Annotated in this window: 10 protein-coding genes and 1 pseudogene; 9 read left to right on the top strand and 2 right to left on the bottom strand. The window is 48.6% G+C overall.

From position 1 onward, the window contains the following. Positions 1-46 precede the first annotated feature (46 nt). Positions 47-275, top strand: a pseudogene (locus AB4N33_RS11930) (hypothetical protein). Between the two features lie 11 nt (positions 276-286). On the opposite strand, the gene AB4N33_RS11925 reads toward AB4N33_RS11930, so the two are convergent. Beyond that, positions 287-1,333, bottom strand: coding sequence for a hypothetical protein (locus AB4N33_RS11925; RefSeq protein WP_476457406.1), 1,047 nt, complete (start codon positions 1,331-1,333; stop codon positions 287-289). 482 nt (positions 1,334-1,815) lie between these two features. On the opposite strand from AB4N33_RS11925, the gene AB4N33_RS11920 reads away from it, so the two are divergent. The 8 genes from AB4N33_RS11920 to AB4N33_RS11885 all read left to right on the top strand — a co-directional run bounded on the left by AB4N33_RS11920 (position 1,816) and on the right by AB4N33_RS11885 (position 11,720). Beyond that, the gene (locus tag AB4N33_RS11920) at positions 1,816-3,477 is read left to right on the top strand and encodes an N-6 DNA methylase (RefSeq protein ID WP_476457405.1); all 1,662 of its coding nucleotides are present in this window, start codon (positions 1,816-1,818) and stop codon (positions 3,475-3,477) included. A 160-nt stretch (positions 3,478-3,637) separates the two neighbouring features. Next, complete coding sequence (locus tag AB4N33_RS11915) at positions 3,638-5,707, top strand: HsdM family class I SAM-dependent methyltransferase (RefSeq protein ID WP_476457404.1); 2,070 nt, start codon at positions 3,638-3,640, stop codon at positions 5,705-5,707. Continuing rightward, entirely contained in the window at positions 5,704-6,987 is a 1,284-nt protein-coding gene (locus AB4N33_RS11910) for a restriction endonuclease subunit S (protein ID WP_476457403.1), read from the top strand. The genes AB4N33_RS11915 and AB4N33_RS11910 overlap by 4 nt, the downstream gene beginning before the upstream one ends. Then, positions 6,984-7,214, top strand: a complete 231-nt coding sequence (locus AB4N33_RS11905; RefSeq protein ID WP_476457402.1) for a hypothetical protein — start codon at positions 6,984-6,986, stop codon at positions 7,212-7,214. Before AB4N33_RS11910 ends, AB4N33_RS11905 begins: the two co-directional genes overlap by 4 nt. A 22-nt stretch (positions 7,215-7,236) precedes the next feature. Next, complete coding sequence (locus AB4N33_RS11900; protein ID WP_476457401.1) at positions 7,237-7,899, top strand: type I restriction enzyme HsdR N-terminal domain-containing protein; 663 nt, start codon at positions 7,237-7,239, stop codon at positions 7,897-7,899. Next, positions 7,856-9,961: a type I restriction enzyme subunit R domain-containing protein gene (locus AB4N33_RS11895; protein ID WP_476457400.1), complete on the top strand. Its 2,106-nt coding sequence runs from the start codon at positions 7,856-7,858 to the stop codon at positions 9,959-9,961. Before AB4N33_RS11900 ends, AB4N33_RS11895 begins: the two co-directional genes overlap by 44 nt. After that, a complete protein-coding gene (locus AB4N33_RS11890) occupies positions 9,958-10,215 on the top strand; it encodes a hypothetical protein (protein WP_476457399.1) in 258 nt (85 codons plus the stop codon). The genes AB4N33_RS11895 and AB4N33_RS11890 overlap by 4 nt, the downstream gene beginning before the upstream one ends. Before the next feature lie 899 nt (positions 10,216-11,114). Continuing rightward, positions 11,115-11,720 carry a hypothetical protein gene (locus AB4N33_RS11885; protein ID WP_476457398.1) on the top strand — a complete coding sequence of 202 codons (606 nt, stop codon included), beginning with the start codon at positions 11,115-11,117 and terminating at the stop codon, positions 11,718-11,720. Between the two features lie 140 nt (positions 11,721-11,860). Here the strand turns inward: AB4N33_RS11885 and AB4N33_RS11880 are convergent, their stop codons facing one another. Continuing rightward, positions 11,861-12,607 (bottom strand): hypothetical protein, encoded by a 747-nt coding sequence (locus tag AB4N33_RS11880; RefSeq protein ID WP_476457397.1) that lies wholly within the window; start codon positions 12,605-12,607, stop codon positions 11,861-11,863. Positions 12,608-12,668: the final 61 nt, after the last annotated feature.

Here is a 12,668-nt window from a genome sequence, read left to right as displayed (position 1 = left end):
AGCTATATCAGAAGCCTGGGGACTGGCTTGATGGGAGAGCAGGGGCATGAGAAAAGCAGTCGAGCAGGAACGTTACAGCACTGGTGCAGGCCGGGGCGGCGCGGGAATTTCGGGTGCTACGTGAGGGGGAGGCCTGGCGACTGGGGCTACGCCTCGGCGTAAAATGGCTGCCAGTGCTCTCGCGGCGGGAGCCGGTGAGACACTGGCGCTCGCTGACGGCAGTCGGGCGGTTTTGCGGAGGTGTGGGGATCAAGGTTCTAACCGTGGAGCTATGAACCAACAACGCCTAACGGGGACGTGCCCGCCAGAGTTCGTCGATATTAAGGTTATCCAAAGCCTCGCGCATGCGTCGAAAGGCGTTATCAGAAAAGCGGGAAATCCGCGTCGATTCAAATTCGAAGACATGATGGCAGGTCACGTCCTCGTCGACTCCCAAATGCGCGCGTAATACTTTAGCTTTCGGCTGCGTTAAACCTATCTTCGCAGCAAGCGCTGATGCCCCGAGATAGAATTTCTTCTGTAGATCTAATTCCCGAACCGCTGCTGCGTCAGCAGGGTCGTCACCACCAATATAGCGGACAGGAGCGCCTTCCTTCTTGGTGATGTGGACAACGAGGTTGACCCCTTCACCATTCGTGCTAGAACCGACAGTAGACAGCCGAGGAAAGACCTCTTGAATCTGTTGCCCTGCACGCACAGCTTTCTCGATGCGGTCGATATCGCGTTCGGATACTCCTACTTCATCGACTGCAATGGCCTCCATCGCCAGCAGGGAGCGTATACGCGCCCGCGCTTCATTTCGCTGCCGCCGCCCAGGCTCCAGTAACTCCGCAACCAACCGGTACTCCCTATCAACCAGAAACTCAAAGTCACCTGGAGGCATGGTCGATACGGGCAATACCCGAGCGGGGATGTGGTTAATTAAAGAGTCTTCGAGCGCGCGCTGAAGGTAGCCGTCAAAAGCAGTAATCAGCGCACGAGTGTTGAGGTACAGCAGATCTTCGGCGACGACAACTAACCAGTGCTGAGCCGCATCGCGCAGGCTATCGATAGCACGCATTACCCCCGCCTCCTCAGCCGTCAGTCCATGGTTCGCCATGCAAAGCCGGACGCTTTTCTCAAAGGTGATAGACCTTCCGGTTACCTTGTCGAATACCTTGTCTTTGTTCTCCACCAACACAGCCTTCAGCAGCATCTCGCAAGAATGCTGGAGATGCAGCAAAACTGTGGTGATTCGCCCATCGTCATCAAAGCTGTTAAAGGCCTGCATTCCGGTGCGTAGGGAGCTGATGGACTTGTTTTTTAAGGTTCGAGCATCCCGGACTAGCTTCATAAGCAATCCCTTCAAAGTTCTGACAAAGCTCTAGAGCGTCTCAGTCTTCCTTTAATCCGAGAGCCCTTACGACAGTGAGCCCAGCATACGCAACAGGCGTAAAAAATCAATACATCATAATAAAAGGATTTAATCCTTATTGACGAATAATAATCCGTAGCCTATCTTGAGTTACAGATTCGAATTCATCGGGGGTTCGCCATCATGCACACCACCCATCACTGCAAGGTCAGACAGTCACAGCGCGGGATCACGCCTAGCATGGTCGAATATGTGCTTATGCATGGCACTAACTGAACGTAGGACAGAGTTGTTCTTGGTAAGAATAATGCTCAGAAACGACGGATAGAGCTTGACGCTGAGAAGAGCCTGCTGATGAAAATTACTGATAAAGGTGACGTTGTCGTCATCCAGAAGGGGATGCCCTAATCACTACCTACAATTGCTCTGGCTATCACTGAGCCAACATCACCGGAATGAACATGAACGAGAAAATTTTCTACCAACTGTTGGACACGGCTCGCGGATACGCCACCGCTTCCAACGACTCTGCCCTGTCGCTGATCCTCCAGCTGCTGTGCTGGTGGAAGCTGTCAAAGGAGGAACGTATTCCAGAGAATCTCCGCTTTGAAACTTGGGCCTTCGAACCGATCGCAGCGCAGCTGGATGCACTTCGACAAGCTCAAGATTCACTTCCCTATTCGTTCATTAATGAAGGTGCATGGCAGTTCGCATTGCAAACACCAAATGGCCTACGCCCGGTATCGGAAAAAATCTTGCAGCTGGAAAGTCAAGGCTTTCTCGACAATCTAGACCTCCGGGACGCAGGCTTCTGGATGGCTAGCGAGCCAAGCAGCGATATGGCGATTTCGCCCAGTCTGGCGGATCTCGTAGTAGCATTAGCCAAAGTAAAGGGCGACAACGACGTCTACGTCCCTTGGGATCGCTCGGGGCAACTTGCTGCACGCATCATCCAAACCGGAGTCAGCACTTGGGTAGAAACCCAAAATCCAACGCTACTTTCCCCCCTGCTTTGTGCAGCGGCAAGTAAAGGCTGGACACTCCATGTCACAGAGCCCCTTGCCAATCCTTCAGCGCTGGAAAAGGGCCAACTCAAAAGCTTCGGGTGCGCGGTATGCTTTCCTCCAATGGGCCTTCGCTATCGTCCCGAGGTCATTAGCAACGACCTGCTGGGACGGTTCACGGAAAAGTCTCCGGTTGGCGACGTTCTTCAAATCCGTCATCTCCTTGCACAAGTGAAAGGTCGAATCGTTACCGTGGTATCCAAAGCTCTATTATTTGGCACCGGCTCCGAACGCCAACTCAGAGAGTACCTCGTAGAGTCTGGCCTGATAGAAGCAGTGATCTCCATGCCTGCGGGCCTCTGTACCCAAACGAATATCCCAGTAGCCATTATGATATTGAACACCGCCAAGCCGTCGAAGCAGGTTCGCTTCGTGACTGCCGACGACGATGGATACAGGACAACCGGTGCCAAAAGAAAAACTACGCTCATCAACCTAGAAAAGCTGATCGATCTGGTAGAGTCATCCGAGCAAACGGAAATATCTGCCTCCGTATCTTTATCAGTAATCTCTGCCAATGATTACAACTTAGAGGGATCTCGCTACATCTTGGACGACAAGGCACGTCGTTTAGCAGTTGCACTTAGGGAGTATTCCTTTTCTCTATTAGGCGATCATTTCGAGATCATCCGCCCTAGGCAACATGTGACCGCCTCTAGTGGTTCTAACGTCCTTGAAGTGCAAACCCTCGACTTGCCCGTGTTTGGCTATCTCACTAAAGCCAGCAAAGAAGCACTGTTTGACCTAGATTCTCCAAAAGCCAATACTTATTTTCTGCAAGAAAAAGACATCCTACTTAGTTTTCGGGGGGCCATTGGTAAGGTGGCTATAGCCAACGATGTACCTCCAGCAGGAGATGGCGGATGGATTGCTGGTCAATCCTTTGTGATATTGAGAGCTAGCAAACAAGCGAAGTACCTACCTGAAGCGCTAGTCGTGTACCTGCGTTCGGAAATTGGTCAGGTTCTACTCAACCGCATGGCGGTGGGGGGTAACCATGTCTTCCATCCAGCTCTCCACCCTCAAGGAGCTGAAGATTCCAATCTCCTCGCCAGATGAGATGAATAGGATGGTTCAAGTGTTCAAGCAGGAAGCGCAGATCCAAATCGATATTCAGCATTTACGAGACAAGCAATCCACATTAGCCGCAGGCTTCTGGCACCTATAAGTCACTTAGCAACAGAACTGCACACTTATTGAAATTAATCGAGACAACCCAGTGAACATCCTCCAATACGAATCAAAAATATGGGCCACAGCTGACCTATTGCGTGGCTGCGGTATTAAAGAATCTGAATGGCCATCTTTCATGATGCCTTTTTTTGCACTGGCCATGATTGAAAGCCGGTTGGTACGGATGTTCGATGACCTCAAAACCGAGATTGGCGAAGAGGCGTTTGCAAACATTCATAAGGATGATCTCTACGACCTGATCAAAGACAAAGGCCAGGGTTACAACATTTTTATTTTTGAAAAATCCCAGTCTCTGACGGATATTTGCAAAAACGATAAATCATTTGAAATCGACTTCGATGCCTACCTGAAAGGATTTGATGGCGAAACCAAAGATTTACTGGGAGTCGATGCCTCCGAGGGTGAAAAATTCCTCGATATCAAAGGTGTAATCACCAAACTCAAAGCAAAGAAGGTGCTGTTTAGTTACACCAAGCTCTGGGCAGAGATCGATCTCAAACCTTTTAACAACTCCGAAATCACCACGCTGGAAGAACACATCAAACGCAAGTGGGCGGACATTTCTGCCGAAACCGCAGGAGAGCAATACACCCCAGACGACGTGATCGCACTGATCGCCGAAATCATCGCCTCCAAAATCGAAGAGTCCGACAGGCTCCTCAAAATCTACGATTGCACTTGCGGTGGCGGCAATATGTTGTTTGGTGTCGAAGACCGCATCAACCAGAAGTTCAAGCGCCTCACCCAAACCTACGGTCAAGACTGGAACGATGCGTTGTACGCGCTGGCTAAAATTGAAAGCCGTTTCCGTCCAGATTCTAAGATCGAGCACGGCAATACGCTGGTAGAAGACAAATTCGACAACGAAGAATTCGACGTCGTCATCGCCAACCCGCCTTACGGGGTTAGCTGGAAGGGGTACCAAAAAGACATTGAAAACGACAAGACTGGCCGCTTCAAATACTTACCCTCCATTTCGGATGGACAACTGTTGTTCATGCAGCACCTCATCTCCAAACTTGACAGCGTAGGTATGGGCGTGGTGGTTCATAACGGCTCTACCCTGTTTAGTGGTGATGCTGGCTCCGCTGAGAGCAATATCCGTAAATGGATGTTGGACAGCGATATCGTCGAGGCAGTGATCCAGTTACCTACCGACGAGTTCTTCAATACCGGCATTTACACCTATTTGTGGGTGCTCAATAAGAACAAGCAAGAACATCACAAAAACAAGGTGATGTTGATTAACGCCAGCGAGAAATTTAAACCCTTGCAGAAAAGCAAAGGCTCTAAGAAAAATGAAGTGGATGAACTCAGTCGCGTGGAAATCGTAGCCACTCTTTCAGCCTACCAAGACAACGATTACGCCCGCGTGTTTGACAAAGAGTTTTTCTACTTCAACAAACAAGCCATTATGCTTACCAATGTCGATGAGCAAGGAAAAACCTTTGAAACACATTTGCCGCTGAAGGAAGACAAGTTCGGCGAAATGAAGCGCGTTAATTCAATCCAACTTACTCCCACCAAGATCACGCAGGGCGAGATTGAACTGACTGAATTCAGCATCACAAAGTACGACACAAACAAGTATCCCGCTCTTGATAGCTACTGTATGGTTGCTATCAAACCTCTGGTTGATCAGTTTGACTACAAAGAAAAACGTTTAGTAATCACCACGGCAGATGCCAGATACTATTACGACGCTGATAAACAGACCCTGGTCAAAGAAGCTGGCGGCACCAAAGAAGCACTTGGCTGCGGGAAAATTATCGTTACCGCTAGCTACAAAAAGGCCACCAAGAAATTAGTCGAGCGCATTGAAATTTGCGTCGAACTGACGGCGGACTATCAAAAAGACTACGAGATCGTCCACTTCCATAAAGATGGGGCGAAAAACCAAGCCGCCATTGAAGCCTTTTTGGCGCGCTACATTAGAAAGCCGTTTGAGTATCTGGAGAACGTCGTCGGTGTTGAACTGAACTTCAACAAGATTTTTTATCAACCGGAAAAGCTGCGTGATATAAGTACAATTTTAAGTGATCTCGCGAATATTGACGGTCAGTTGAAACTTCTTGAGCAGGAGATATTGCTGTGAATCTCCGCTCCCAACCGTATGAATCGTACAGGGCTAGCAATAGTGAGTGGATCGATCAAACGCCTTCCGAATGGCAGGAGCTAAGAGTCAAAGACCTTTTTAGGCTCGTCACAGACAAAGCTCCCTTGGATAATGACCACGAGCTATTGTCGCTTTACGCAAGCATAGGCGTCAGGCCACGTAAAGATTTGGAAGCGAGAGGCAACAAAGCCAGTTCCACCGATGGGTACTGGCTAGTAAAAAAGGGAGACATTGTCGTCAACAAACTCTTAGCCTGGATGGGATCTGTCGGCTTATCTGAATACGACGGCGTTACCAGCCCTGCTTATGATGTTTTGCGAAAAACTTCGAAGCTTGTTGATGTGCGATATTTTTCGTATTTGTTTAGAACAGAAATTGCCAAGCAAATATTCAAGAGAAATTCCCGCGGAATCATGGATATGCGGCTGAGATTATACTTTGACAAGCTCGGCGCAATTACTGTTCCCGTCCCGCCGTTTTCCACGCAACAAGCCATTGCCACTTACATTGATACCAAGACAGCACAGATTGATCGTCAAATAGATTTGCTCGGTAAGAAGGCGAGGCAGTACGGAAAGCTCAAACAATCACTGATTAACGAAACCGTCATTCGTGGGTTGGATAAATCCGTTACGTTGAAAGATAGCGGCGTTGAGGAGATAGGAAAAATTCCTTCTCATTGGAGCGTAAAGCGAATAAAAGAGGTGGTTGATGTCCATATGGGGCAATCACCGTCTTCTTCTGATTACACCGATGAGGGATTTGGCTTCCCATTTCTCCAGGGTAACGCAGATTTTGGAAGTTACTCTCCTATTCCAAGAGTTTGGTGCTCCTTAATTAAGAAGTCCTGCCAAAAAAATGATGTTTTGCTCTCCGTTCGCGCTCCAGTAGGTGCAGTTAATGTGGCATCCGCCGCTTACGGTATTGGACGTGGGTTGTGCGCAATAAGATCGAAAGCAAATTACCAATATTGGTATTACTTTATATCGACTATGAGTCCTTATTTAAACAGCATTGCAACTGGCTCAACTTATGTAGCGGTATCGGTTGAAGATGTTAGAAACGCAATGACCGTTTGTCCTCCAAAACACGAACAAGAAGAAATTGCTAAATATCTCGACGAAATGACAGCACATATAAATCGCAACGTCATTGAAATTAGCAAAAAAATCGATAAGCTCAAAGATCTGCGCAAAGCGCTGATTAACGATGTTGTTACCGGAAAAATTAAAGTGGTGAGCGAAGGGCGAACTATATGAATGAACTCCATCTGCAAGACAAATTCCTGATCCCGCTCTTTCGTGAGGGCTTGGGGTACAAGGAAGTCAAAGCAAACACTGTTACCCAGTCGCTCATTATTGAAGAAGACTTGCAGGAGTTTATTGCAGAGAGTTCGCTCAACCAAAAGCCCTACGAAATTTTACTCAGGAAATATAAGGGCGACAAAAAAAGCTTTGTTGCAAGAGTTAATGACATTGATTGGTGAGCGCATCGCTAGTAGTCGCAATATGGCTTTGTTCATCAATGCTAATAAGTCTATTACCTTGCAAGGAATCAAGCTTCATTTGTTTTACCCCAGTGACAGCGTGATTCACGGCAATGCCCTGTTTGAAGAAAATATCTTCTCAGTGGTGCAAGAACTTCCGTACAAGTTCAACCATCAGGGCACGCAGATCTTCTCGTTTCGCCCTGATCTGGTGACGTTTGTGAATGGTATTTACCTCGGCTACAGCGAATTAAAAAGCAACTACACCAGCCAGAGCGCCAGCAAGAACGGGCGTGGCAAGGTGTTGAAAGATTATTTCGAAGCGGTGAAAGTGTATCACCAGCACATCGACAACAATGACATGCTGAGTGACAAAGAAAAGCAGAGTTACCGCAAGGACTTCCTCAAAATTTTCGAGAGTGCCATTCACATCACCACCACCGACATTGGCGAAACCTATGTCATTCGCACCATTGCCGATTACTTTGACGAGATATTGGCCACCTGCCGCGAGGGAAAGTTTGACAGGGAAGAAATTGAGAAAAAAGCCCAAGGCGTATTCAAACTCTACCCCTTGCTCAAGTCCGATGCCGAAAAAGTACAAGCTAAAAGAGCTGTTTTCCGCTTTATACGGCAAGCTAATGATCGAGAAAGAGATCCTCTATTACAACTTCATCGAGCGTGACGTCTACGTCAACAAAGGGATTAAGGAAGTAAAAGATCAGGCAGGACATTTGATTTCACCGCGCCCGAAACAGAAGTTTGGCACTGACAAAATCATGGCCAAGATCGACGAGTTTTTGGCTCATGAGCGAGAACCAGACTATTTTGAAAAACTGCTAGAGCTGCAATTAGTCGGCGTTGGCGAAGCCAAAAAGAAAGAGCTGCTGGATAAGCGCAAGGCCTACTCCAATAACAAAAATGTCTATTCACTGTTAATGCAGTATGCCGCCGGGTTCGGAAAATCCAATATCATCGGCTGGTCAGCCTTGCAGTTAAAGGACTTACGCCACTTAGATAGCGACGGCAAAGCACAGTATGTGTACGACAAAGTCATGATCGTGGTGGATCGTCTGCAACTGCGCAGCCAGATTGATTCGCTCATGCTGAACATGAATATCGACAAGCGCATGGTAATCGAGGCAACCAACAAGAAGACTTTTCAAGAAGCGCTGGCATCCGACACCCGATTGGTGATTGTAAATTTGCAGAAGTTTGGTGCGGTAAGGGAAATGCTCGACGCTGAGGTACTGAAAAAACTTGCGGGGATGCGTATTGTTTTCCTAATTGACGAGATCCATCGCTCTAACAGCGGCGACCAGCATGAAGAGATGGTGAGCATTTTTGACGAACTGCAAACGCCATTTGATGGTGAGGCCTATACGGGGCAGGCCGCCAAGAAGAACCTGATCATCGGTTTTACCGCCACACCAGATGACCACACCCTGGCCCGTTTTGGTGAGTTCAGTGGTTATGCCGAAAGCGAGAAACTTTGGCGGCCCTTTGATAGCTACACCATGAAGGAAGCGATAGAGGATGGCTTCATTCTGAACCCGCTGAAAAACATTGTGCCAGTCGCCTCCAAGATGCTGTTTGATTTACCCGCAAATCCGCTCGAAGGATTTACCGAGAAAGAATACAAGGACGCGCAGAAAAAACAGGTCTATGAAAATAGGGAGCGTATCGACGCAATCGCTAAGTATGTGGCCGACTTATTAGTCAAAGATGTGTACCGGCAAATACGCGGTACCGGCAAAGCGATGCTAGCTGTGTATTCAATCAAGGCGGCCATAGCGTATCAAGGTGCGGTGACGAAGCACTTCAACGTATTGGTGAAGGATCCAAAGTATGCAAAGTACGCCGACGCGCCGATCCATGTGGTGTACTCCAGCAACCAGGATGAACAAAGCGCTACTGGACTCAATGGCGGCTTGACGGAAGAAAAGGTGCTGGAGAGTTTCGCGCTCAGTAAAAATGGTTTGATGATCGTTGTCGCTAAGTTACAAACCGGTTTCGACGAGAAAAAATTGCACACTTTATTCCTGGATAAAGAAATTAAGGGAATTAGCGCCATTCAAACCATTTCTCGCGTGAACCGTACCACGAAATACAAGAACGACTGCAAGATTGTCGATTTTTCCTATAACAACGTGAATGTGCAAAACATCAAGGATGCTTTCGAGCATTTTTCTGATGTTGTGGTGAGTGACTTCGATCCGTTTGGCGACAAAAAGGTACTGGACGTACTGCTGAGCGAATTGAGGAAGTCTGATACCTACGACAAATTCTTTGCCGTATTCATGGGTATCTACAATGACGCGGCTAAGCGCGACGAACCAGAGAGCTATTTGGACTTTGAAAGCAGCCTGAAAAAATACATCGATGCCAATCCGCAGCGCACTGCCGATACCAAAGCCAAGGCATCGCAGTATTTCACCATTCTCAATCGCATTGAATACGTGATTGAGTTGGATGCGAAGTACAGCGAACCGAGCTTTTTATTCTTCTGGCGCAAATTCAATACGCTCTACAATATGCTGCATAGAAGCGAGGACATTAAAGACCCGATTGAAGTGTATTTTGACAACCAGATTGGCATGATTGAAGTGCTGCCAGATGATCAAAAAAGAAGAAGAAAAAGCCAACAGAACTTGCTGTGGGCACACCACCGGGCCCTGGTGGCCAGTTTGATATTTTGGCTATCATTGCCGCCCGTAACGAACAGGAAGCAAAGACGGGAACATTGATCAAGGACTTCGAAACCAAGATCGTTGATTTTTTCCGCTACGTGCGTGAGTCTAACGAGGGCGAACGGTTGATCATCAAGATCAAATCACACGTTTCCGAGCACGAAATTTACGACGATTTTGCCAAAATTTATCGTCGGTACAAAGCGCTTTATAGGCAGACTGTTGGCGACTATTTTTTCAAGGAAACTGAAGATCTGGTTGAAAAGCTGTGTGATGACTTTGAAATCACCGTGCGTGGCTCGCAGTGGTGAGTTAAGTGGTTATATGTTAACCCCTAAATGTTGCTCGGGTAAACCTAGATAGCCTGTGCAGTCCATGGAGTACATCCCATTTGCTGGACCGTCACCATAACGAACGCGCTCAAGCTCGGCTTAATCAGTACCTACCGCAATAGCAGGCTCAACGCGCCAAACTCAATACAAGCATGTTGGCTGAGGAGCGGTTGGGCCACTAAATACCAACTATCTATCTGTAATAAAAGAAAAAACCCCGGCACTAGACCGGGGTTTTTTGCTTCTTTCAAGGGACAATAACCTGCCCACTTCTGACATTAATGTGCCCCGCGGCAGTAGCCAAGCAGCTAAGCAGCTAAGCAGCTAAGCAGCTAAGCAAGGGTGCAATTCGTTTCGATGAAGCCGCAACCATGTTCCATCGCATGGCCCATAAAAACTCCAAACAAGGGCTGCAAGCACGGGGTGTATCCTTGGGGGTAGGCTAGAGCCACAAAGAAAAACCCGCCGCAACGGAAGAGGTTTTCTTTAGACGGCGACAGTAACTCGCCCACTTGCGACACTTAATGTGCCAATCGACACCACCTGTCGATGGGCACATTAAGTGTCATGGCTACCCCCAGTAGAATGTGGGTTACACGTGGAACATGGGCGCCATAAGTGTCGCCTGCGGAACCTAAATCGTGTCGTATTGCGGTTTCCTGGCCCAATTAAATGTCGTTTCCGAACCAGCCTCCTCACGCTGCTGAAAATGCGTACTGGCTAAGTCTAACGCCCGAGTCCAAAAAGACGGCTGGCCCAAGCAAAAAACCTGCTAAGGGCAGACTTTTACGAAAATTGGCTCCGTGAGTTGAATTATGGCTCACTGAGCGACTGTTACTCGCTCAGTGAGGACCATTCACAAGCTGGAGTCATCAAGCATGAACCATCAATTTATCCTGGGGGGAAACCAGGAAGCCCTCTTCGCCGTCATTCCGTACTGCGAGTATAAGCAGGTCTTTGCGCCGAAAGAACATGTCGTGCAAGAAAGCGAAAAGCCGCAGCACATTCCTCTTTCCATCCGCCTGCCTAACGGTGGTCCGAGCGCCGCTATTGATCTGCCGCGCTTCGTCGATTACTGGTGCCGCAAAGGTATCCTTAGCATGCCGATCAACCAGCGTGCCAAGCCCTTCAAAGACTTTGAGAGCCGCGAGCGCTTCTCTATTGAGGCCATGGTTCGCTTGTGCTTCGTGCCGGAGTCCTATCGCAACACCATGCAGGTGATCACGGAGGTTACCGACCAACTGATGGAAACCGGTCTGTTCCGACTGGTGAAGTTTGATAGTGCCAGAATGGTCAACGGTGAAATCTTTTTCCGCTCTAAGGCGCTTGTCACGAGTGAGGATGAACGCCTGGATATCGAAAAATACAAACGCGCAGTCAAATGCCTGGAGATCGTTGAAGACGCCGCAGTTCAGTTCGTGGCAGCGAACGAACATATTAAGCCCATCAGCGACGATTGGTGGCTCAAGAATCCTCAACTGTAACCCGAACACTTTCTTCCAGTACCCTCGTCAGCGAACGCTGGCGAAGGTATTCCTTTTCGTCAGAAGAGGGCTGGATGCAGCCTTGATTCCCTAACCTCCGCATCCGACTGAAGAAGGGCCTCCTGAACAGCGTGAGACCTCTACTTCCGCCGGTCACCAGACCAGGCGCATCTCAAAATCAACCCCATTGTTCTTATCAACCTGAACAGGTCCAAACCCCCAAAATCTCTCAGCACCTCTGCATGAGGATGTTTGTAGCCACGGTGAGCCGGGTCGGAGCAGAACACACTGTTTTGGGGCTTAATCTTTGCGGCAATACCCGGGAACCAGTTGCTCCTAGAGCCGTGATGCATCACCTGAAGTACGTGAATACTTTCCATGCGCTCCTCGCCTAGGTACTCACGCAGCGCATCAAATCGATACTGACTGTTTAGGTACCCGTCTCCGGTATACAGCACTGCACCAAGCGTGTCGCAGACGCGACTGGCTCGACGCACGTAATCGTGCCATCCGTACCTGTGCTCGTAACTTGTGCTGCTGCTCCAATAGGGGGCCCGGTTGATCGGACCGGTATAGAGGAAGAGAGAAATCATGTTCCGCTCCTCCGAGCCGAAGCCAAAAGTCTTTATATATGACTTCTTCAGTCCGTAGAGAGCTAAGGTTTTATCATCCGGGTCGGGCTCATTCAGCAGGTCGTACCGGAGCTTCTCTACACTAGCCTTAAAGCTTTTGGATACCTTACCCGCGAGACTAGCATCGTTATACGGTACGAATTCCCAGAAGCCAGACACTGTAATCGCAGAGCCCGCTCTCAGGTACAGTACTTCAATGCCCGACCTCACCTCTTCCTTATAGCGGCGCCTCTCATCTTCAGGTGGAAGGCTCACATCATCGATGACCTCGATTTCAATCTCTAGCGTATTGCGCCCATTGACGGGTTCTCGCGTT

The sequence above is a fragment of the Pseudomonas sp. S1_E05 genome (genome assembly GCF_056337105.1).
The sequence above is the reverse complement of the archived record's forward strand: the minus strand, read 5'-3'. Positions and strand labels throughout refer to the sequence as shown.

Bases quoted from the DNA above. Each gene is read 5' to 3' on its own strand.
- AB4N33_RS11925 (WP_476457406.1), bottom strand. From the start codon at position 1,333: ATGAAGCTAGTCCGGGATGCTCGAACCTTAAAAAACAAGTCCATCAGC.
- AB4N33_RS11920 (WP_476457405.1), top strand. From the start codon at position 1,816: ATGAACGAGAAAATTTTCTACCAACTGTTGGACACGGCTCGCGGATAC.
- AB4N33_RS11905 (WP_476457402.1), top strand. From the start codon at position 6,984: ATGAATGAACTCCATCTGCAAGACAAATTCCTGATCCCGCTCTTTCGT.
- AB4N33_RS11900 (WP_476457401.1), top strand. From the start codon at position 7,237: ATGGCTTTGTTCATCAATGCTAATAAGTCTATTACCTTGCAAGGAATC.
- AB4N33_RS11895 (WP_476457400.1), top strand. From the start codon at position 7,856: ATGATCGAGAAAGAGATCCTCTATTACAACTTCATCGAGCGTGACGTC.
- AB4N33_RS11885 (WP_476457398.1), top strand. From the start codon at position 11,115: ATGAACCATCAATTTATCCTGGGGGGAAACCAGGAAGCCCTCTTCGCC.